The organism is Kitasatospora sp. NPDC048194, from assembly GCF_043202455.1.
In the GTDB taxonomy this organism is placed as follows: domain Bacteria; phylum Actinomycetota; class Actinomycetes; order Streptomycetales; family Streptomycetaceae; genus Kitasatospora.
In genome coordinates this window covers 25,464-46,432 of record NZ_JBIDAK010000043.1, presented here as the reverse complement: position 1 = coordinate 46,432, position 20,969 = coordinate 25,464, and the positions used below count along the sequence as shown (strand labels likewise).

Below are 20,969 nucleotides of genomic sequence, written 5' to 3'. Positions count from 1 at the left end.
ACACAGGGCGACGAAGGCGGCTGCCACAGTGGCATATGCCAGGGGAATTTTGCCTGCGTTATGTCCAAATCGCCCCCGGGCCCGAGGACGCTGTGCGACAGTCGTGTCACCACCCGAGCGACCCGCATCCGGCGGGCCACACCGAACGAGGGGCCGGTCATGAACATGCCCTTGGGCGTCGCCCGCGCGTCGGACACCGCCACGGTGGACGGCGCCCCGGCGGGCGCGGACGGCCCCGGTTCGCCGGGCAGCCGCGGCCGCGCCCACGACGAGGCGGACGCCGGCGGCGACAGCGGAACGGAGGGCAGAGTGGACGGCACGGCGCGGGAGCCGTCCGGCTCCTCCCTCGACAGCGGAAGCCACGGGAGCGACGGCCGCGACGGCGACCACGGCCTCGGCTCGGCCGAGTGGGACCTGCTCACCGACGGCGTCCACTGGAACGCCGAGACCTACCTCCTCCTCGGCTGCGACCCGGCACACGGCCCGCTCAGCCTCGACCGACTGCCCGACCGCCTCCCCGAGGCGGACCGGCCACTGCTGCGCCGGATGATGACCGACGCCCTGGTGCACGGCCGTCCGGCCGCCGGCACGCTGCGGATCCGCCGGGCCGACGGGCGGCACGACAGCGTCGAGTGCGCGGGCGAACCCGTGCTCGGCGCGGACGGCACCGTCACCGCCCTGCGCATGCTGCTCCGGCCGGCCCCGCCGGTCTGAGCCACCGCGGGCGGGGACCCCTCCCCCGGTCAGCCCGCACGGCCGTGCGCCTCGCGACACCCGCAACGCCGTTCTCGGAGTCGGCCCCGCGCACCTCACGCACCCGCAACCACGTTCCCGGCGCCCGCCCTGCGCGCCTCAGGACGACCCCGACGCCGACCCCGCGCGCCTCACGACAGCCTCGGCCGGTTCTTGGTGTCCGCCGCCCGCAGCTCCCGCCCGAGCTCCGCCCGCAGCTCGTCCACCACCGGCAGCCCCCGGTACCGCGCGGTCAGCCGGTACATCTCCCGCAGCCGGTCCCACGTCCGGTGCGAGGAGTTCTGACCGATCAGGTTCATCACCATCTTGGCCTGGAACTCCGCCTCGTCCGGCTCCCCGGTGATCCAGTGCACCGAGGCCAGGGTGATCCGGTCGAACAGCGCCGACCGCAGCTGCCCGGTGCCCTCCCGCAGGGCGATCACCCGCTCCGCGTGCCGCCGGGCCTGGGCGGCGGCCGACGGATCGTGCTCGGACAGCGTGCGCAGCACCAGGGCCTGCATGCCGCGCAACTCCGCCTCGTCGAAGACCTGCATCCAGTTCGGCGGCGGCTCCGGCGCGTCGTCCGCGAACAGTTCCTCCGCCTCGCCGAGGAGCCGGTAGGTGTCCTGGGAGTGGCCGATCGACGCGTGCGCCCAGGCCTCGACGGTGTTGAACATCGCGCGCGTTCTGGGGAGCAGCCGGCCGGCCGAGGCCTTCGCCGCCGACATCAGGTCGATCGCGTCGTCGGCCCGCCCCAGGTGCACCATCTGCCGCGCGGCCCGGGAGATCGCCTCGCCGGCCCGCGGCCGGTCACCGGCCTCCTTGGCCGCCTCGGCCGCGATCATGAAGTACCGCTGGGCGGTGGGCTCCAGCCCGACGTCGTGCGACATCCACCCCGCGAGCACCGCGAGGTTGGCCGCGACCAGCCACAACCGCCGCTCCACCGCCGGGCTGTGGCGGTGCGTCAACAGGCCGCCGACCTCGTTGAGTTGGCCGACCACCGCCTTGCGCTGGAGCCCGCCGCCACGCGCCGCGTCCCAGGCCCGGAAGACCTGCACCGAGCGCTCCAGCGACTCCACCTCGTCGAGCCCGACCGGGCCCGCGTCGTACACGTCCACCACCGGACGCACGCCGCCCCCGGTGACCACCTGGCGCGGCCCGGGGACGGAGGCCGCGTAGGCGACCGCGTCCCCGCCCAGCCAGCCCTTCAGCGAGTCGGCGATGACCGCCCCGGCCGTGAGCGCCGCTCCCGCGCCCACCAATCCACGTCGGTTCAGCATGAGGTCCATTCCCGTGAACTCGGTGAGGACCGCGGCTGTTCGACCCGGCGACCATGGCACTGCTGCGGACGGATCCGCTCCGGACCTGGTGGGCCGGTGTCGTTCCAGACCGAGGTCCTCAGTGGTGACGACACGGCCGAGCCGCTCCGTGAACACGGCTGCCAGCACCCTCGGCACCGGATCGCGCGGGATCTCCCCCTGCTCGATCCAACGCCGTACCCTCGACGTGTCGGTGGACAGCTGCTGCTGCCCCATCGCGGCACCCCGGCGGTTGACCAGCCGCGCCAGTTCGCCCTTGGACCATCCGGTCAGGACGAAGAGATCGGCGAGTCGGGTGTTGGGTCCCCTGCTCAATGAAGCCCCCAGGTTCCTCGGCTGCTTCAGGCTAGAGGCTCCGGCAAGTGCCAGGCGAGCATTCGCCACCGTTCGCCAGGGCCCGCCAGACTACTAAGCCAGTGCCCGACGGGTGTGTTGTAGGAGTGCGCCACCTCGACCACCGGGTCGGGCGGCGTCCCACCTGGTTCGGGGCAGTCCCCCGACCGTGGCACGGGACGCTCCCGGTCCTCACCCGAGGGGGTGGCGCGGCCGGGTGGCGCGGGGGCGCCGGGCACGGCCACGGCGATCCGGCCGACCGCATTCCCCAGGGTGCGGACGGCCGGAACTGCCGAACAGGGGTTCCGACCCCGCGTCCGTGCCCGGCGCCCGCGCACCACCCACCGACCGAAGCAGGGCCGCCGTCGCACCAGGAAGCACACGGCACCGGCCCTCCCCCGCCCCGCGGGGAGCACCCGCCGACGGACCGGAAGGGACCACCCCCAGCCCATGTACTCCTCAGCGACGACCCCCACGCCGACCGCGACCCGCACCGCGCTGCGCCCCCCCACCGCAGCCGCCGGCCGTCCCGGCCCCAAGCAGGTGCCGCCGACGAGCCGTCCGGTGGCTCCGCGCGGCACCGAGGGCCGGTCCACGGACGCCCGGGTCCCGGCCGGCCGTACGGCGCTGGGACTGCGCGGCCTCGACGCCGCCCCGCCGGCCGGGCCGTCCGTCGGCCCGTCGGCCGGCCACCGCGTCCCGCTCGCCCGCCAGGCGGACGGCCAGGTGCTGCGCGCCCGCCGGCCCGGCCAGCCGGCCGGGGCCGAGCGGATCGACCCGTCCGCGCTGCAGACCCCCGCGGTACGGGCCGCGCTGGCGAGCGTCGCGCGGATATGTCCGGCGTTCACCCCGCGCCAGGTCCTGCGCGAGGGCAGCCGCCACATCCTGGTGGCGGGCACCATCGGGCGGGCGCCCGTGGTCGCCAAGTGCCTGGCGCCGCAGGCGGTGCGGAGTGAGTACTTCGAGCAGCTGGTGGCCGACTTCCACCACGAGGTCGCGGTCTACCGGGCGTTCGTCCGGCACCGCCCGCCGGTGCGGCTGCCCCGGCTGGTCGCGGCGGACCACGACCGTTGCGTGCTCGTCATGGAGCGCGTTCCCGGGCGGCCGGCCGCCCGGGAACGCCACCCGGTCAACGCGCCCACCCCGGGGGAGGTGCGGGCCCTGCTCGGCGCGGTCCGGACGCTGAACCTGTGGCGGCCGCCGAGCGAGGTGTTCCAGCCGCGGCTGGACTACCAGATGGAGATCGCCCGCTACCACTCGGTGGGGCAGCTCACCGACCGGGACGCCGGCGACCTGCGCGGGCTGCTGCACGGCCTCGGCCACACCCCGCTGCAGCTGTGCCACGGCGACGCCCTGCTCAGCAACATGCTGCTGGCGCCGTCCGGCCCGGTGCTGGTCGACTGGGAGCAGGCCGGCTGGTACCTGCCGGGCTACGACCTGGCGGTGCTGTGGAGCGTGCTGTCCGGCGACACCGCCGCCCGCCGGCAGATCAGCCAACTCGCCCAGAGCGGCGGCACGCTGGCCCGGGACGCGTTCCTGGTCAACCTGGTCCTGGTGCTGATGCGGGAGATCCGGCTGTACGACGTACCGGGCGCCGGCGAGGAGCAGCGGATCATGATCCGCCGGCTCTACGACGACGCGGCACTGGCCCGCCGGGCCGTGCGGGCGGCGGTCGGGACGCGCTGAGTCCGGGGGTCCCGCCCGGGCGGCTCGGGCCGCCCGGGCTTCCGGCTCCGCGGGCTCCGGGGTTCAGGAAGGGCTTCCGACGGGTTCTCCGTCGGTTGCCCCGGCGGTTGCCCCGTCGGTCGACCGACGGCTTCCCGGCGGTTCACCGAAGGTTCAGCAGGGCCTCACGGCCGGGCGCCGCGATCCAGGGCGGCCCGGCCCACGGCCTCCAGCACGGCTTCCTCAGCAGCCAGGTGCACCCGGCTGCTGAGCACGTCCCGCAGGTAGCGCTCGAGCGGGTGACGCCGGCTCAGCCCCGGGTTGCCGGTGAGCGCGACGGCCTGCTGCACGGCCGCCGTGGCGGCCCGGGTGGCCAGCACCTGGGCCGGGCCCGTCCGGGCACCGCGTCCGGCTCGCCCCGGTCCACCCGGGGGGCCAGGCCCTCGACCAGTTCCTCGGCCCCGATCAGCTGGGCCTCGATCTCGCCGAGGGCGCAGCGGTAGCGGGGCAGGGTGCCGAGCGGTTCGGTCAGATTGGCGGGCGTGCGCTGGCTGAGGAAGCGGACCAGCCAGGATTCGGCGGCCCGCGCCACGCCGATCGCCACGGCGGCGAGGGCCAGGTCCTGCCAGGCGCGGGCGAGTTCGGCCTCCGCGTGGTCCTGCGATCCGGGGGCGCCGAGGCCGAGCGCGAGTTCGGCCGGCACCCGCACCCGGTCGAGGACGACGTCGTGGCTGGCGCTGGCCCGCAGGCCGAGCTGGTCCCAGGTCGGGTCGATCTCCAGGCCCTCGCTCTCGCCGCGGACCAGGAAGGTGCCGACCCTCGGTTCGGGCTCGTCGGTCCGCGCGGTCACCGCCATCCAGGCCAGCGCCTCGGCGCCGGTGCAGTAGGTCTTCCGGCCGGTCAGCAGCCAGCCGTCGCCGTCCCGTCGGGCCACCGTCGCGGGCAGTCCGTCGGCTCCGGCCGCTCCGGCCGTTCCGGCCGTTCCGCCGCCGGGCTCCGCCCGGAGCGTGGTGACCAGGGCGGGCCCGCGCCGGGATTCGCTGAGCAGTCGCCGGTACCCGGCCGTCGGCCAGCCGGCGCTGCGGGCCTGCTCGGCGTGCCGGAGCAGGGTGAAGGCGGTGACCACGGCCACCGAGGCGTCGCCGCGCCCGAGTTGGGCCAGCACCCGGACGGTGTCGGCGAGCGTTCCGCCCGGACCGCCGTAACGCGGCGAGACGGTGAGGGTGAGCAGCCCGGCCTCGTGCACCGCCTCGATGCCCTGGTACGGGAAGGTCGCGTCGCGGTCGTGCTCCTCGGCGCGTGCGGCCAGCAGGTCGACGACCCGGGGCAGCCCGGCCAGGGCGGCCTCGATCGCGCTGCGGTCCGGTTCGGGCGCGTTCGTGCGGCCGGGATCAGGATGGCCGGAACTCGGACGGCCGGGAGCCCGGCGCCCCCGATCCGGGCGGCCGGAGTCCGGGCGGCCGGGTGCCGACTGACCGGGCGCCGACTGGCCCGAAGTCGACGCCGAGTGGCCAGATTTCGACCGGCCGGACGCGGCGTCGCCCGTCGCGGCGCGGCCGGAAGCCGAGTGGCCGGAATCCGATCCTTCGATCGGGGAACGGTCGTTCGAGGGGCGATCGGTGGTGGCGGGGGTCGTCATGATGCTGGTGCCTCCGGACGGCAGCGTGGGCTCGGCGAATGCGGGCGGCACGCCGCACGGGCGCGCGGAACCGGCTGGCGGCCCCGGAGGTCGAAGCGCGACCCGCCCCCAGGATTCGGCACCGGCCCGGTCGGGGCCGGCTGCCCACCGCCACGGGGGTGGATCCCCCTCAGCGGCCCGGACACGCCGCGCTGGCGGTCCGCCGCAGATCGAGGTGCCTGCGACGGGTCAGCAGCGGGAGACGGCACGGCATGTCCGCGACTGTACGAACCGTTGATCGAAACCGTCAAGGAGACGGGCCCCGGGCGGGCGCCCGGTCAGCCCTGCTGGAACATGTCGGCCGGAAGCGGCTTCAGCAGCTGGTACAGGTCGTCCGAAATCGGTCGGTCCCAGGACGCGATGGTGACCAGAACGCCGTCGCTGCGGCCGAACTGGGCGCAGAACACGCGCTCCTCGCTGACCTTGACCTTCTTCACGATCAGCAGGTCGTCCCCGAGCATGACCGGAAAGTCCTCGGCCGAGACGAAGTCGACCGGCTCGTCGTTCTCCAGCGCCGCGAGCAGCTGGCGCACCTCGAAGGGCACGCCGTCGCCGGTCTCCCGGGCGGGCGAGCCCTCGGGGAGGTTGCCGATGAACATCGCCGGGCCGCGGCCGCCGAACAGGTCGTAGCGCAGGAAGATCCCCTGGCAGGAGCCGTCCGGGCCGGTCATCATGGCCGCACCGAAGTCGCCGGGCCAGTCGCCCGGGTCCATCGCGAGCACGTCGAAGTCCGGGCCGGCGGGCTGTCCGGAGCGACGGCGGAGAAAAGACATGGGAACATCGTACGTGCCCGGCACACCGCGCTCGCGGGGTGGGTGGGGCACCGTCCCGGGACCGGCGGGAGATCGACGCTCAGAGACCAATGTTGACTCTGAGCAACCGTCCGGGCTACGTTCGGTTCAGCACGACAGCCGTTCTGGGTTTCACCCTTCGGGGGGACGGCATGTCGCAACGCGGCCCTACACGCGTATCCCTCACTGTGCACTTGTCGTGCCGAAAAGCCGAGCGCCCAGCTTCGTCATCGCACACAGCACAACACACAAGCCAACAGTTCCATGCAGTTCCGTGCAGTTGATGCAACAAGAGCCAGATCCGCGGGGCCCCGGCCCGTCGCTCCCGCGGATCTGCTCGGGACGCCGCCGCGTGGGGGCGTGCGGGTCCCGAGCAAAGGTGCCGTCATCCGAGTCGCTCTCGGCTTCGGCGCCAGCCTCCCGGCGACTGCCGGCCCTTCGTGGGCCGGGACCGGCCGACGCACCCCGGTGCGCAGGGGATGACTGGGAGGAGGCCTGGCAGTACTGCCGGGCCGCACAGCAGGCGCCGTGTCTGGCCGCGTGGGGGCGGTGGGCACGGCGTCTGCCTGTGCTCATACTCTGAGCTGCGTTTGTCTAACAGTCAACAGAAATTCTGACGGGGCACACTCAAGCGATCACCGGTTCTGCTGTCCGGTACGGGGATCACCTGCCGAACCGCCCGCGGAGCGGACCCGTCCACCGGGCACGTCCGTGCCGGGCGGGTCCGCTCCTTCGGCACCTCAGGTGAGGTCGAACTCGCCGTCCCGGGCGCCGAGCACGAAGGCCCGCCACTCGGCCGGGGTGAACACCAGCACGGGGCCGTCCTCCTGGCGGCCGTCCCGCATCCCGATGTACCCGTCCACGAAGGCGATCTGGACGTCCCCGACACCCTGGCTGCTGCACAGCCACTCGGCCCCGGTGAAATCCACCTTCGGCTTCCCGTTCGGCGCCAGCTCCGGCTGGGCGCCGGGCGCCCCCGTGTCCGTCCCGCTGTCCACTGCCACTGACCGCTCTCCTCCCGACGACGTTCCGGGGCCAGCCTAGCCACACCGGCCGGGCCCGGTCAGCGGGTTGACGGGGACTCGATCGGACGGGGGCGGCGCTCCCGAGGCGGGACCCCGGCAGGACCCCGGCAGGACCCCGGCGGGACCCCGGCAGGACTCCGGCAGGGTCGGCGCAGGGACCGCCGCCGGACCGTCCGGGAACAGCCGTACGACCGCCGAACAACCGCTCCACGACCGCCGGGGCACCGGCCTGGTCGGGCCCCCGGGCCCCTGCGGGCTCCGCCGGCACGTCCGGGCCCACCGGCGCGTGTCCCGAGCGGCTGCGGCCGCGGGCAGCTGCCAGAGTGCTGCCAGGGCGCGTACGGCCCCGAACCCACCTCCAGCCCTCGACCCCGCCCAGGGAGCAGCCGATGAGCCGCCGGGACGGCACCCGCGCCGATGTCATCCCCATCTCCGACGCCCCCTCGGCCCACCCCCCGGCGCCCCGGACCCCGCCCGTGCCCACCCCGCTGCCCCGGCCCACCCCGGCGCGGCCGTCCGCGCACGGCCGGGTCGGGGTCGTCCTGGTCTCGCACAGCCAGGAACTGGCCACCGCCGTCCGCCAGCTGGCGCTCGTTCTGACCGGATCCGACTCCCCCGCGCCGGTCGCCGCGACCGGCGGCGATCCAACCGACGGCGCGGGGATCAGCGCGGTGCTGGTGGCCGCCGCCACCCGGCGGGTCGACCAGGGGCACGGCGTGGTGGTGCTCGCCGACCTCGGCGGAGCGGTCACCACCGTCCGGGCCCTGCTGTCGGAGGCCGACGAGCACGGCCTGCCGTTCCCGGTCCGCTTCGCGAACGCGCCGTTCGTGGAGGGCGCGGTGGCCGCCACCGCGACGGCCACCGCGGGCGGGGACCTGGCGGCGGTGCTGGACGCGGCGGAGGAGGCCTACCGGCAGGGCAAGACCTGACGGACCCGGACCGGTCCGCCGGCGGTCAGGGGTACTCCCGGCCGTCCCAGTTGAAGGTCGCCGGACCCCGGCACTCCAGGGCGTGGCGCAGCCGCTCGTGCTCGGAGTCGATCATCGGCGGCAGCTCGTCCAGTCCGAACCAGCCCACCTCCAGCGACTCGTCGTCGTTGACCCGCGCCTCGCCGCCGACCACTCGGCAGCGGAAGGTCAGCACCAGGTACTGGGTCAGGTCGCCGTTCGGGTAGGTCACCTGCGGGGAGACCGTGACCGAGGCGAGCAGCTCGGGCACGACCAGCACCCCGGTCTCCTCCAGGCACTCCCGCACCACGCCGTCGGCGGGCTGCTCGCCCGGGTCGAGGATGCCGCCGACCGTCGCCCACCGCCCGTCGTCGGCCCGCCGGGCGAGCAGCACCCGGCCCTGGTCGTCCACCGCGACGGCGACGACGGCGCTCAGCCAGAGCGGGTGGGTCCCGACGAGGGAGCGGAGTTCGGCGAGGAAGGGGGGTATGGCCATGCGGCGCAGCCTACCGAGCCGTCGGCCGGCCGGACGGGCTGCCGCACCCGCCGTCGAACGCGGCAACGGGGCGAGGGTGTGAACCGATCCCTTGAACGCATTCACAGTAAGGGCAGGTTGAACTCATTGTCGGGAAATGGTGAAAGAAGAGCACAGGGAGATTGTGGGACTGGATGAAATTTGGTCGATCTGACCAATTTCACGCGTTCTGTTGACCGATCCCCTGACGGTTAGGACCGAGTTCTCCGCAGCGCTCTCGCGCGCCGCCGGACTCCCGCTAGAGCGCGGCTCGCCGCCGGTCGCGGAGCACGCCGAAGGCGATCCGGCCGAGCAGCAGGACGCCCGCCGCCAGACAGCCGGCCACCGCCATCGCCCAGGCCGGACCGTCACTGTCCGGAACGGCCACGGCCACGACGATGCCCAGCACCAGGCACGCCACACCGACCACTGCCAGCGGAATCTGGTGGGTGACCAGCGCTCCGCCGCTGCACGCGCGAGCCATCCGGGTCGCGCCGTGGCGGTGAAAGGGATCACGGTCCGCATCTGCCATGAGCCCAAGGTACCCCGGGCCCGCCCGGGCGGCAGCCCGCGCGGAGTGAGCGGCCCGACACCCAGGGCGACCGGTCCGCGCGGGCGATGCCCGTCGCCGATACGTGTTCGCACTCCACAATCAGTCCACGAAAAATCCTCGTCCCCCCGGTACAACCATCCCGCCCGGGCAGCGGTCTCAATGGCATCGAGTGATCCAGGAGCCGTTCGCGGGACGGGTGAGAACCCCCCACCGAGAACCGGAATACCCAGGAGGCGGAGCCGCCGCCTCCTGGAGTCGGAGGCCGGGCTCCGTCCTCCGGCGGGACCGCCACGCCGCTAGGCGATCGAGGGGGAACCGTTGCCGCAAACCCAGTCCACCACACCGATCTCCATCGCCCGTGCCAGGCCCGTGGCCGGCATGCGGGCACTGCCGCCACCCACCGCGTGCGCGGCCGACCGCCGCGGGGCCGATCGTCACGGGGGCGATCACCACGCGGCCGATCACCACGGGGTCGATCGTCACGGGGGCGATCACCACGCGGTCGATCGGCAGGGTTCCGGCCGACACGACGCCGGCCACCACGGCACCGACCGGCGGCGGTCGTCCATGGCCGCAGGACGCGTCGCGACGGGATACGCCGAGGCCGGGCGCGCCCGGGCGGGGCATCCCGAGCCGGAGCGCTCGGAACCGGGACGCCCGGAGCCGGGGCACCCCGGGCCGGGACAGCAGGACGCGCGGGGCGAATGGCTGCGGTTCGCCCCCGTACAACCGCTGTTCCGGGCCAGGGCCGCCCAGCGGCTCGCCGTCCTCGCCTACCACGGGGTGACCGACCACCGCTCCTTCGGCGCCCAGCTCGACCGGCTGCGGAGACTGGCCACCCCGGTCTCCCTCCAAGCCGTGCTCGAGGCCGTCGCCGAACGGCGGCCGCTGCCGCCGCGCAGCGTCCTGGTCACCTTCGACGACGCCGACCGGAGCGTGCTCACCCACGCCCTGCCGGCCCTCGACGCCCGCGGCATCCCCGCGACCGCCTTCGTCATCTCCGAGCTCATCGGCACCGAACGCCCCTTCTGGTGGCACGAGGCCGACTTCCTCGCCCGCCACGGCGGCCGCGCCCGCTCACTCGACTGCGGCCACCCGTCCCAGCTGCTCCCCCGCCTCAAGGCCATGCCGGACCCGGACCGGCGCCGCAGCCTGCACGAACTGCGCGTCAGTGCCGACCGGCGGCCACCCCGCCAGGAACAGCTCACCCCGGCCGACCTCCTCGCCCTCCGGGACGGCGGCGTCGCCATCGGCAACCACACCCAGGGGCACCCGTGCCTCGGCCGCTGCGACGACGCCACCGTGCGCGCCGAGATCACCGGGGCCCACGAGGCCCTCACCCACTGGCTCGGCGAACCACCGATCGCCTTCGCCTACCCGGACGGCGGGCACGACCCGCGCGCCGAAGCCGTGCTCCAGGAGCTGGGCTACCGCCTCGGCTTCCTCTCCGACCACCGTCTCGGCCCCCGGCTCCCCAGCCATCCCCTCCAGATCAGCCGCCTCCAGGTCGACTCCACCACCAGCACCCGCCGGTTCGACACCATCCTCTCCGGCCTCGAACCCGCCTACCGCCGCTGGCGCCGCCAGGCAGTGGCCTGATCGAACACGCCCGCCGCCCGCCTCCCGAGGGGGGCGGGCGGCGGGCGGCTCAGCCAGTGGAGGGGTCGGCACGCGGTACCGCCCGGGGCGCCGTTCCCGGCCGGCCGCGGTGGACGCAGGCGACCGGCGGGTGACGCGCACCGTGCCGCATTGGCACGACGCTTGCCCGAACGGCACCGCTCGGCGCCCGGCTCCCGTCAGTGGGCAGCCCCGCCGGTCGGGGGGATCAGAGGCTCGCGGGCGTCACGGCGGCGACGGCCACCGGGCCGCCTCCCAGGCGTCCCGGCTGCCCCCCCATACCGCTCACCGGCTCCTGACGTGAGAAGTCGGTCCGGCCGACTTCCCACGCGAAGCGCGCGCCGATCCGGGCACCTGCCCGGCACCTCGTCGCGGCGGGCGGCAACGGCGGGAAGACCCCCGATCCGCACCCGCGCAGCCGCCGCGGGGCTCAGGAGATCAGGGTGGCGAGGGCGAGGCCCTGGGGGTACAGGGTGGCGGCGGCCGGAAGGGTCGCCGGGATGCCGGCGTGCAGGACGGTGAGGGTGCCGTTGCCGGTGGCGGTCGGGTCGGCGACGCGGCGGAGGGCCTGGGCGGCGACGGCGTCGGCGGAGCCGAGCAGGGTGAGGGACGGCGAGGCGGTCGCGGCGACGGCGTCGCGGATGCGCTCCTCGACCAGTTCGTAGTGGGTGCAGCCGAGCACGATCGCGTCGGTGCCGGCCGGGGTGCGGGCGGCCGCGTCGGCGATGGCGGCGGTGACGGCGTCGTCGTCCCCGTGCTCGACCGCGTCGGCGAGACCCGGGCAGGCGACCTCGGTGACCTCGGCGGTGCCGCCGAAGTCGCGGATCAGCCCGCGCTGGTAGGCGCTGCCGGTGGTGGCCGGCGTGGCCCAGATGGCGACCCGGCCGCCGAGCGCGGCGGCGGGCTTGATCGCCGGGACGGTGCCGATGACGGGCAGTCCGGGCTCCAGTTCGGCGCGCAGGGTGGCCAGGGCGTGGACCGAGGCCGTGTTGCAGGCGACCACCAGGGCGTCCGGCTCGTACTCGGCGGCGGCCCGGCAGCAGCCGAGGGCCAGCTCGGTGACCTCTTCGGGCGTGCGCGGCCCCCAGGGCATCGAGGCGGGGTTGGAGGAGAGCACCAGATCGGCGTCGGGGCGCAGCTTCCGAAGGGCGGCAGCGGCGGCGAGCAGGCCGATCCCGGAGTCCATCAGTGCGATCTTCACGGGGCAAGACTTTAGTCGATCCGCCCGGCGGAGCCCGTTCTGCGGCAGACTGCCGGGGTGACCGTCCTGCTGTGGATCGCCGCGTTGTCCCTGCTGGTCTGGCTCTGGCTGGCGTGTTGCCACGGTTCGTTCTGGCGCACCGACGTCCGGCTGCCGCCGCCCCGCCCGCCGGCGCGGTGGCCGCAGGTGGCGGTGGTGGTGCCGGCCCGGGACGAGGCACCGGTGCTGCCGGTGAGCCTGCCGACGCTGCTGGCGCAGGAGTACCCGGGGCGGGCGCGGGTGATCGTGGTGGACGACCACAGCTCGGACGGAACCGGTGCGGTGGCCGCGGAACTGCGGACGATGGGCGGGTTGGAGCTGACCGTGACCACCCCTCCCCCGCTGCCCCCGGGCTGGACGGGCAAGCTGTGGGCGCTGCGGCACGGGGTGGAGCTGGCCGGCCCGGACGCGGAGTACCTGCTGCTGACGGACGCCGACATCGCGCACGGCCCGGATTCGCTGGCCTCGCTGGTGGCCGCGGCCGAGGGGCACGGCCTCGATCTGGTGTCGCAGATGGCCCGGCTGCGGGTCGAGACCGGCTGGGAGCGGCTGATCGTGCCGGCCTTCGTCTACTTCTTCACCCAGCTGTACCCGTTCCGCTGGAGCAACCGCCCCGGCTCCCGGACGGCGGCCGCGGCGGGCGGCTGTTCGCTGGTGCGGCGGGCGGCGCTGGAGCGTGCGGGCGGGGTGGCGGCGATCCGGGGCGCGGTGATCGACGACGTGTCGCTGGCCCGGGCGGTGAAGTCCTCGGGCGGGCGCACCTGGCTCGGCCTGGCCGACGCGGTGGACAGCGTCCGCCCGTACCCGCGGCTGGAGCAGTTGTGGCGGATGGTGTCGCGCAGCGCGTACGCCCAGTTGAGGCACTCGCCGTTGCTGCTGCTCGGCACGGTGCTGGGGCTGGCGCTGGTGTACCTGGTGCCGCCGGTGGCGACGGTGGCCGGGCTGGTGGCGGGGGACCCGGCGGTGGCGGCGGTCGGCGGGGCGGCCTGGGCCCTGATGGCGGCCACCTACCTGCCGATGGTCCGGTACTACGGGCAGCCGGCTCCGGCCGTGCTGCTGCTGCCGTTCACGGCCTCGCTGTACCTGCTGATGACGGTGGACTCGGCAGTGCAGCACTGGCGCGGCCGGGGCAGCGCCTGGAAGGGCCGGACGTACGCGCGGACGTGAGAGCGGGGCGGAGAGCAGTCGAAAGGCCGGGCGCGGGGTCGGGAAGCGGGGACGGGACGCGCGGGCGGGGAGCCGGGACGGCGGGCGGGGCGGGAAAAGCCCGGCGCTGCGGGCCGGACGGATCCATACTGCTCGGATGGACCGACAGCAGATCTCCCGCCTCGCCCATGCCCACCACCCGATCGCGGCGCCGCTCGCGGACGAGTCGGTGGCCCGTCTGCTGGACCGAGCGCTGGCCGGGCGGGAGTCCGGTCGGATGCTGGACCTCGGCTGCGGCGAGGGCGCCTGGCTGCTGCGGGCGCTGGCCGCCCGTCCGCAGTGGCGGGCGATCGGGGTGGACCTGGACGCGGAGGCGCTGACCCGGGCCCGGGAGTCGGCCACCGCGCTCGGCGTGGTGCGCCGGATCGGCCTGCACCACCTGGACGCCCGGGAGTTCACCGCCCGGGAGTCCGCCGCTCGACAGTCCGCCGCCCGGGAGTCCGCAGCTCGGTCGTCAGTCGACCAGGGATCCAGCTGGGGCTCCGCCTCCCGCGAGCAGTTCGACCTGGTGCTGTGCGTGGGCGCCACCCACGCCTTCGACGGGCTGCTGCCCACGTTGGCGGCCGCCCGTGAACTGCTGGCCCCCGGCGGCCGGTTGCTGGTCGGCGAGGGCTTCTGGGAGCGCGAGCCGTCCCAGGCCGCGCTGGACGGGCTGGGCGCGGCCCGGGGGGACTTCGCGGACCTGGCGACCACCACGGACCGGGTGGTCGCGGACGGCTGGACCCCGGTCTACGGGCACGTCAGCACGGCACAGGAGTGGGACGACTACGAGTTCTCCTGGACGGGTTCGCTGGCCGAGTGGGTGCTGGACCACCCGGACCACCCCGGCGCGGCGGCCGCCCGCGAGGCCGCGGACCGCCACCGCGCCGAGTGGCTCCGCGGCTACCGGGGGACGTTGGGTTTCGTCACCTACCTGCTGCGCCGCGACTGAACCCCCGCGGGCGGCGGGTTACTTCTGGCTGCGGGTGAGGAAGTCGTCTATCAGCGGGGCGATTTCGGGCAGCTTCTCCTCCAGGGCGAAGTGCCCGGTGTCGAAGAGGTGCAGTTCCGCCTCGGGCAGGTCGCGCAGGTAGGCGCGGGCGCCGGCCTCGGTGAAGAACGGGTCGCGGGTTCCCCAGACCACCAGGGTGGGCGGCTGGTTGGCGCGCAGCCACTGCTGCCAGACGGGGTAGAGCTCGACGTTGGTGAAGTAGTCGAGGGCCAGGTGGACCTGGATGTCCTTGCGGCCGGGCAGGTCGAGGAAGTGCTGGTCGAGCGTCCAGCCGTCCGGGGCGACCAGGGTCGGATCGCCGGCACCGCCCTCGTACTGGCTGCGGGTGACGTCCAGTGTGAGGATCGAGCGGGCGGCGTCCTCGGCGCCCGGGACGCCCCGCTTGTTCGCGATGAACTCCCGCGCCTGGTCGGAGAGCCCCTCCTCGTAGGCGTTGCCGTTCTGCACCACCAGACCGGTGATCCACTCCGGTCGGCGGGTGGCCAGGCGCAGACCGACGGGTGCGCCGAAGTCGAAGACGTACAGCGCGAAGCGGTCCAGGCCGAGGGCGAGGCAGAAGCGCTCGACCACGTCGGCGAGGGTGTCGAAGCGGTACGGGAAGGTGTCCGGCGCGGGGCTGTCGCTGTGGCCGAAGCCGGGGTAGTCGGGGGCTATCAGCCGGTGGCGGGTGCCGAGCGCGTCGAGCAGCCGGGCGTACTGGTGCGAGGCGGAGGGGAAGCCGTGCAGCAGCAGGAGGACGGGGGCGTCGGCCGGGCCGGTTTCCCGGTAGAAGACGCGCAGGCCGTCGAGGTCGACGTGGCGGTGGTGGACGTGCGGGATCGTCAGCTCGCTCATGCTAACCATTAAATAGCATTTGACTGGTTAGCAGGAGGGCGACGACCCGTCAGCCGACCGGGCCTCACCCTCCTCGATCCACCTCAATCCACCTCAATCCGCTTCAGTGCTTGTGCAGTTGCTCCTGCTGCACCAGGTAGTCCAGCACCTCGGGCATCCCCTCGACGCCGTCGGCCTTGCTCGGCGAGGTGCGGTACTCGCCCTGGACGACCACCGTGGGCAGCTCGTCGATGCCGTAGCGGACGAACGCGGCGGCCGCGTCGTCCACCGACCGGCCCACCTCGGCGGAACGGTAGGTGCGGCCGAACAGCTGGGCGTCGAGGCCGTGGCGCACCGCCCAGTCGGTGGCGGCCGCCTCCGTGGTGAGATCGGCGTGGTCACTGTGGATCGAGCGGAAGGCGGCGGTCTGCAGGCGCTCGACCAGGCCGAGGCGCTCCAGCGTGTAGTACAGCCGGGCGTGGGCGCGCTGGGTGCCCTCCCCCTGGCCGCCGGGCCAGATCGCCGGGACGCGTCGCAGTGCGACGTCCGCGCGGTGCCTCTCGGCCCAGGCCTGCAGTGGCTGCTCGAGCTGCTGGGAGTGGCTGCAGTCGTACCAGAAGAACTCGACCGCCTCTGTGCGGGCGCTCTCGCGCACCGGCTGCGGATGGTCGAGCTTGACGAACTGGACGCCCTCGGCGGGCGGTTGACGGCTCACCGCGCCGGCCTGGACGGGGGATGCGGCGATCCCGGCGGCGACGGCGAACAGGAGGGTGGACCGCAGCAGCGACTTCGAGTTCACACCGGGAAGTGTGCTGACGGCGGCCGGTTACCGGCGAGTCGCCGGAGGGCGCCGGGCCCGGATTCGCCCGAACGGCTCACCCGGGGCGGGTGCGGGCCGCCCGTCAGTGCGAGGAGGGATCGCCGGTCCACACCTCGCCGACCAACCGCTGCCAGGCGTCCACCACCGCGCCCAGTTCGAAGTGCGCCAGCGCGTGCGCCCGGGCGGCCGCGCCGAGTCCCGCGCGGTTGCAGGCGAGCACCTTGGCGAGCGCCTCGGCCAGGGCGAGCGGGTCCCCGGGGGCGACCAGCGCACCGGTGGCGCCGTCCCGGACGACCTCGCGCACCCAGCCCACGTCGGTGGCGACGGCGGGCACCCCGGCCAGCGCCGCCTCGATCAGTGCACCGGGCACACCCTCGTTGTCGCTGGTGAGCAGCAGCGCGTCGGCGGCCCGGTAGAGCGGGACGGGATCGGGCAGGGCACCGAGGAAGTGGGCCCGGGCGGCGGCCGGGTGCCGGGCCAGGGACTCGCGCAGCGGGCCGTCCCCGGCGACGGCGAGCCGGACGTCGGGCAGCCGGTCGAGCACGTCGAGGGCGAGGTCGAGTCGCTTCTCCGGCGCTATCGCGCCGATCCAGGCGACCAGCAGGACGTCCGCCGGCAGGCCGAGGGCGTGCCGGGCCGCGCGCCGCTCGGCCCGTCCGTCGGCGGGCGGATAGCTCTCGGCGGCACGGGAGTTGGGGATCACCCGGACCTTCCCCGCCGGGAGCCGGAACTGCTCCTCCAGCACCTGGCGCGCCTCGTCGGTGAGCGTGGTGACGGCGGCGGCGCGGTGCATCAGGGCGGCGCCGCGCAGTCTGCGCAGCCGGTTGGCCGTCCAGTAGCGGGGGTGGCCGACGGAGACGTAGACGAAGGGGGTGCCGGTCCCGGCGAGGGCGAGGGCGCAGGCGGCCAGGGTGTCCGAGCCGTGGGCGAGCACCACGTCGGCGGCCCGGGCGGCGGAGCGCAGTGCCCGGAGGGTGGCCGGACGCAGTCGGCCGGGGCCGAGGACGGTGACGCGCGGCCCGGCGGGGTCGGGGCACGGCTGTCCGCAGGCGTCGGGGGCCGTTCCGCCGACGGTGCACGGCCCGGACCTCGCCGCAGCCGGGCGGGGAGCCGGCACGGCCGGGCGCGGGGCGAGGGCGCACAGCGCGGAGGCCTGGCCCCGACGGCGCAGTTCCCGGTGGAGGTCACGGGCGAGGTTCTGGGCACCGGCCCGGCGCGGGTCGCTGATCAGATGCAGGACGCGCGGGCGGTCTCCGGCCGAATCGGCCGCCGTATGGTCGGGCATGGACAGACCTTGGCACAGCGCCACGCCCGGTACACCCCCTTCGCGCAACCCGGTGGTGGCCCGTGCGCCCGCGCCCGTACACCCGATGTGCGCGGAAGATCCGCCGTCGTGCGCCGGACGGGACCGGTGTGCGCCCCGCCTCGCCCCCGGCCGCTCCGTTCGGCCACCCTCCGCTCCTCCGCACGCCGTGCCGAGCAGCCGCCCCGTCGTCGGCCCGGGCGCGCCCCGGCCACCGCCCCCTCCCCAGGGCCACCGATCACCGAACCCCGGCCCGGCCACCAGCCTTCGCCGATAGGCCGGTACGCGGAGCACCCGCACGCCGCCCGGCGCGGGCGGGTACGGCCGGACACCGCCGCAGCGCCGGTTACGCGGATCGGGTGAACGCGGTTGGACCCCGGCCCCGGCCGGTCGGCAGGATGTCCGGCCGGGGCGGCCGCGCCGCCCTCATCTCCCCCTCTCCCCTTCGGATTTGGAGTCACCCGGTGTTCAAGGGATTCCGCAGCTTCCTGCTGCGCGGAAACGTGGTGGACCTCGCGGTCGGCATCGTGATCGGCGCGGCCTTCACCGCCGTCGTCACCGGGTTCGTCAGCGCCTTCCTCACCCCGCTGGTCGGCGTCGCCACCGGCGCGGTCGGCGACTTCACCCAGAAGACCTTCGAGGTGGGCGGCACCAAGTTCCCCTACGGCCTGTTCGTCAACGCGCTGATCGGCTTCGTGCTGATCAGCGCGGTGATCTACTTCGCCGTGGTGGTACCGGTGGGCAAGCTGCAGGCGCGGTTCGAGTCGGCCGAGCCCGCGCCGGCCGCCAAGGTGGACTGCCCGGAGTGCCTGAGCCGGATCCCGGCCGCCGCGACCCGCTGCTCCTTCTGCACCTCCGAGGTCGCCGCCCGGCCCGGCCTGCCCGCCCAGGGGCAGGCGCTGCAGTCGCACTGACGGTCCGCAGGCGCTGACGGGACACTTATCCCCCAAACATTCACGAGCCCCCGCCCCATCGCCGGCGGGGGCTCGAATGCGCCGGCGCACGCCCCGTTCGCAAAAGTTTCTCCGCAGGGCCCGCAGGCGTCCACGGGCCGGTCACCGCACGGTCGCACAGCGGCCGCGTCCGGGTGCTGTTCGATCGCTGACGGGTCGCCAGGGTTGTCCGGAAGTGGATGCCGGTTTGTCCGTTCTTCCTACTTTCGAAACCTTTGCGCGAGCGAAGACTGTGTAAACACTCGAACTGCTCCCCCTCCCGCTCTCCTCAGCAGGCGCATTGTGGGCTTACCGTATGCCCCATGACCTCGCCCCGCTCCTACGACGGAGTCGGCTACCCCTCTCCGTCCTTCTCCTCCGGCACGCCGATTTACGACAGCCTCGTGGCTGAGCGCGGCGTCCCCCAGATCGCACCCATCAACGTGCCGGCCGCCCTGCCGCCGGCGCTGTCGTCCGGATACGGATCAGGCCTCGGCCAGTCCTACGAGAACCGGTACGGCAACGGGTACGAGAGCGCCGGCAGCAACCTCCCCGCGCTGCCGCCCGCCCGCCTCGCCCTGGGCCCCGGCCCGAGCAGCGGCCCCTCCGCCGGACCCGCCACGGCGTACATCCCTGCGCAGCCGGCGCCGGCGTACGCCTCCGCCCCGCAGCCGTCCCTCCCCGGCTACGGTGCCCCCCAGTCCTACCAGCGGCCGCAGCCCGGCGCACCGGCGTTCGCCCAGACCGCCAGCGGCGGCTACCAGCCGACCGGCGGCCAGAGCTTCGGCGGCCAGAACACCTTCATCGGCCAGGGTGGCGGCCCGCAGAACTTCGGCGCGCAACCGACCGGCGGACCGGCCGGTTTCGGCCAGCCCGGTGGTCAGCCGCAGGGCGGCCCGCAGAGCTTCGGCGGCCAGCAGTCCTTCGGCGGCCCCAACCCGGCCGGCCCCGGCTTCCAGGGCCAGGGCGGCGACCCGGGCTTCGGCGGCGCCCAGCTCCGCCCGGCCATGGCACCGGTCGCGCCGGTCCGCCCGATGCAGCCGCAGCGCCCGGGCCAGTACGGTGAACCCGGCGCCTACCAGGGCGGCTACCAGCCGCAGGGCCAGGGCTACTGAGCCCTGCCACCCCTGGGCCGTCCCCCACCCGGCCCGAACCCGCACCACCTGAGCACCACCCGGCGACCCCTGAACGCCGGGCGAACGGAGAAACGGGTCATCCACGGACCGCCCGGAACGCCCCCCACGGCGTCCCGGGCGGTCCGTGCGCGTAGGGGCGGGCACGGGCGGGGCGCGTACGGGGCTTACGGGCGCCCCGCCGGCCGGCTCGCCCAGCCTTCCTCCCGGCCGGCTCGCCCAGCCTTCCTCCCGTCCGGCTCGCCCAACCTTCCTCCCGTCCGGCTCGCCCAGCCGTCCCTCCCGGCCGGAGCCGGGGGTCCTGCGGACGCCTGCACCACGGCTGGCAGGATGGAGGGATGCAGCTCACCGGACTCCACGTCTATCCCGTCAAGTCGATGTACCGCCTGAGCCCGGACACCGCCGCGGTCCAGCCCTGGGGACTGGCCGGTGACCGCCGCTGGATGCTCGCCGACGCCACCGGACGCTTCGTCAGCCAGCGCGAGAACGCCGCCCTCGGCCAGATCCGGGTCGGCCTGCTGCCCGGTGGTGCGCTGTCGCTGACCGCCCCCGACGGCTCCCGGATCGAGGTCACCGCCCCCTCCGTCGCGTCCGGCGACCCGCTCGCCGAGGTCGAGGTCTGGGGCACCCGCTTCCGCGCCGCCGAGGCTGCCAAGGACGCCCACGAGTGGATCGCCGAGCGCCTCGGCGACTACCGGCTGGTGCACCTGGACGACCCGCGCGTCGCCCGGCCCGTCGACCCCGAGTACGCCGGGCCCGGCGACACCGTCTCGATGGCCGACGGCTTCCCGCTGCTGCTCACCACCACCGCCTCGCTGGACCGGCTCAACGAACTGATCGCCGCCGAGCACCCGGACGGCCACGAGACCCTGCCGATGGAACGCTTCCGGCCCAACGTGGTGGTCAGCGGCACCGAGGCCTGGGCGGAGGACGGCTGGCGCCGGATCCGGATCGGTTCGCTCACCTTCAAGGTGGTCAAGCCGTGCGGACGTTGCGTGGTGACCACCACCGACCAGGAGAGCGGCGAGCGGCGCGGCCCCGAGCCGCTGCGCACCCTGGCCCGGCACCACCGGCTGCTGCGCAAGGCCGCGTTCGGGCAGAACCTGATCCCCGAACGGCCGGACGGCGTCGACGGCGACGAACTCGGCACGCTGCGGCTCGGCGACGACGTCGAGGTGCTGGAGGACGGGGCGCACTGGCCGGCCGACGGGCGCTGAGCGCTCCTCCGCGCCCCGGCGGGGCGGCCGCTGCCGGCCCGTCCGGGGGCGCTCCGCCGCGCGGTGGGACCCCCGGCCCGCGGCCCGCGTCCCGGGCACGGCCCGCGTCCGGGGCGCCGGTACGGAACCCCGGCTGTGCG

Annotated in this window: 21 protein-coding genes; 9 read left to right on the top strand and 12 right to left on the bottom strand. The window is 74.8% G+C overall.

Translation table 11 applies throughout. The features are described from left to right. Positions 1–159 precede the first annotated feature (159 nt). Positions 160–714, top strand: coding sequence for a PAS domain-containing protein (locus ACGF07_RS32545; RefSeq protein ID WP_392904732.1), 555 nt, complete (start codon positions 160–162; stop codon positions 712–714). A 170-nt stretch (positions 715–884) separates the two neighbouring features. On the opposite strand, the gene ACGF07_RS32540 is transcribed toward ACGF07_RS32545, so the two are convergent. Then, positions 885–2,366 (bottom strand): hypothetical protein, encoded by a 1,482-nt coding sequence (locus ACGF07_RS32540; protein ID WP_392904729.1) that lies wholly within the window; start codon positions 2,364–2,366, stop codon positions 885–887. Positions 2,367–2,834: 468 nt separating this feature from the next. On the opposite strand from ACGF07_RS32540, the gene ACGF07_RS32535 reads away from it, so the two are divergent. Continuing rightward, on the top strand, positions 2,835–4,070 hold the full coding sequence (locus ACGF07_RS32535) for a phosphotransferase (protein WP_392904726.1): 1,236 nt from the start codon (positions 2,835–2,837) through the stop codon (positions 4,068–4,070). 164 nt (positions 4,071–4,234) lie between these two features. Here the strand turns inward: ACGF07_RS32535 and ACGF07_RS32530 are convergent, their stop codons facing one another. The 5 genes from ACGF07_RS32530 to ACGF07_RS32510 all read right to left on the bottom strand — a co-directional run bounded on the left by ACGF07_RS32530 (position 4,235) and on the right by ACGF07_RS32510 (position 7,516). Next, the gene (locus tag ACGF07_RS32530; protein WP_392904724.1) at positions 4,235–4,399 is read right to left on the bottom strand and encodes a hypothetical protein; all 165 of its coding nucleotides are present in this window, start codon (positions 4,397–4,399) and stop codon (positions 4,235–4,237) included. Beyond that, a complete protein-coding gene (locus tag ACGF07_RS32525) occupies positions 4,360–5,688 on the bottom strand; it encodes an acyl-CoA dehydrogenase family protein (protein ID WP_392904721.1) in 1,329 nt (442 codons plus the stop codon). Before ACGF07_RS32525 ends, ACGF07_RS32530 begins: the two co-directional genes overlap by 40 nt. Positions 5,689–5,857: 169 nt before the next feature. After that, positions 5,858–5,941: a putative leader peptide gene (locus tag ACGF07_RS32520; RefSeq protein ID WP_350526312.1), complete on the bottom strand. Its 84-nt coding sequence runs from the start codon at positions 5,939–5,941 to the stop codon at positions 5,858–5,860. A gap of 64 nt (positions 5,942–6,005) precedes the next feature. Further along, positions 6,006–6,500 (bottom strand): hypothetical protein, encoded by a 495-nt coding sequence (locus tag ACGF07_RS32515; protein ID WP_350748909.1) that lies wholly within the window; start codon positions 6,498–6,500, stop codon positions 6,006–6,008. A 758-nt stretch (positions 6,501–7,258) separates the two neighbouring features. Continuing rightward, complete coding sequence (locus ACGF07_RS32510) at positions 7,259–7,516, bottom strand: DUF397 domain-containing protein (protein ID WP_350748915.1); 258 nt, start codon at positions 7,514–7,516, stop codon at positions 7,259–7,261. A 416-nt stretch (positions 7,517–7,932) separates the two neighbouring features. On the opposite strand from ACGF07_RS32510, the gene ACGF07_RS32505 reads away from it, so the two are divergent. Next, complete coding sequence (locus ACGF07_RS32505; RefSeq protein WP_392904719.1) at positions 7,933–8,472, top strand: PTS-dependent dihydroxyacetone kinase phosphotransferase subunit DhaM; 540 nt, start codon at positions 7,933–7,935, stop codon at positions 8,470–8,472. 25 nt (positions 8,473–8,497) lie between these two features. Here ACGF07_RS32505 and ACGF07_RS32500 read toward each other — a convergent pair whose 3' ends face one another. Beyond that, positions 8,498–8,986 carry an NUDIX domain-containing protein gene (locus ACGF07_RS32500; RefSeq protein ID WP_392904716.1) on the bottom strand — a complete coding sequence of 163 codons (489 nt, stop codon included), beginning with the start codon at positions 8,984–8,986 and terminating at the stop codon, positions 8,498–8,500. A gap of 277 nt (positions 8,987–9,263) precedes the next feature. Next, the gene (locus ACGF07_RS32495; protein ID WP_350748900.1) at positions 9,264–9,536 is read right to left on the bottom strand and encodes a hypothetical protein; all 273 of its coding nucleotides are present in this window, start codon (positions 9,534–9,536) and stop codon (positions 9,264–9,266) included. 588 nt (positions 9,537–10,124) lie between these two features. Here ACGF07_RS32495 and ACGF07_RS32490 point away from each other — a divergent pair. Beyond that, positions 10,125–11,156: a polysaccharide deacetylase family protein gene (locus ACGF07_RS32490; RefSeq protein WP_350748897.1), complete on the top strand. Its 1,032-nt coding sequence runs from the start codon at positions 10,125–10,127 to the stop codon at positions 11,154–11,156. A 448-nt stretch (positions 11,157–11,604) separates the two neighbouring features. On the opposite strand, the gene ACGF07_RS32485 is transcribed toward ACGF07_RS32490, so the two are convergent. Further along, on the bottom strand, positions 11,605–12,375 hold the full coding sequence (locus tag ACGF07_RS32485; RefSeq protein ID WP_392904713.1) for a glutamate racemase: 771 nt from the start codon (positions 12,373–12,375) through the stop codon (positions 11,605–11,607). 57 nt (positions 12,376–12,432) lie between these two features. Between ACGF07_RS32485 and ACGF07_RS32480 the strand changes: the two genes are divergently transcribed. Next, positions 12,433–13,581: a glycosyltransferase gene (locus tag ACGF07_RS32480; RefSeq protein WP_392904711.1), complete on the top strand. Its 1,149-nt coding sequence runs from the start codon at positions 12,433–12,435 to the stop codon at positions 13,579–13,581. Between the two features lie 136 nt (positions 13,582–13,717). Next, complete coding sequence (locus ACGF07_RS32475) at positions 13,718–14,551, top strand: SAM-dependent methyltransferase (RefSeq protein ID WP_392904708.1); 834 nt, start codon at positions 13,718–13,720, stop codon at positions 14,549–14,551. An 18-nt stretch (positions 14,552–14,569) separates the two neighbouring features. Here the strand turns inward: ACGF07_RS32475 and ACGF07_RS32470 are convergent, their stop codons facing one another. The 3 genes from ACGF07_RS32470 to ACGF07_RS32460 form a co-directional block, all read right to left on the bottom strand. Continuing rightward, positions 14,570–15,445 (bottom strand): alpha/beta fold hydrolase, encoded by an 876-nt coding sequence (locus tag ACGF07_RS32470; protein WP_392904706.1) that lies wholly within the window; start codon positions 15,443–15,445, stop codon positions 14,570–14,572. 103 nt (positions 15,446–15,548) lie between these two features. Beyond that, positions 15,549–16,223: a thiol:disulfide interchange protein DsbA/DsbL gene (locus tag ACGF07_RS32465; RefSeq protein WP_392904703.1), complete on the bottom strand. Its 675-nt coding sequence runs from the start codon at positions 16,221–16,223 to the stop codon at positions 15,549–15,551. A 103-nt stretch (positions 16,224–16,326) separates the two neighbouring features. After that, on the bottom strand, positions 16,327–17,529 hold the full coding sequence (locus ACGF07_RS32460) for a glycosyltransferase family 4 protein (RefSeq protein WP_392904700.1): 1,203 nt from the start codon (positions 17,527–17,529) through the stop codon (positions 16,327–16,329). Positions 17,530–18,011: 482 nt separating this feature from the next. Between ACGF07_RS32460 and mscL the strand changes: the two genes are divergently transcribed. From mscL to ACGF07_RS32445, 3 genes are all read left to right on the top strand, one after another. Then, entirely contained in the window at positions 18,012–18,461 is a 450-nt protein-coding gene (mscL, locus tag ACGF07_RS32455; RefSeq protein ID WP_350748348.1) for a large conductance mechanosensitive channel protein MscL, read from the top strand. 341 nt (positions 18,462–18,802) lie between these two features. Continuing rightward, positions 18,803–19,594 (top strand): DUF6643 family protein, encoded by a 792-nt coding sequence (locus ACGF07_RS32450; protein WP_392904697.1) that lies wholly within the window; start codon positions 18,803–18,805, stop codon positions 19,592–19,594. A gap of 356 nt (positions 19,595–19,950) precedes the next feature. Continuing rightward, the gene (locus ACGF07_RS32445; protein WP_350749946.1) at positions 19,951–20,829 is read left to right on the top strand and encodes an MOSC N-terminal beta barrel domain-containing protein; all 879 of its coding nucleotides are present in this window, start codon (positions 19,951–19,953) and stop codon (positions 20,827–20,829) included. The last annotated feature ends 140 nt before the right edge of the window (positions 20,830–20,969 follow it).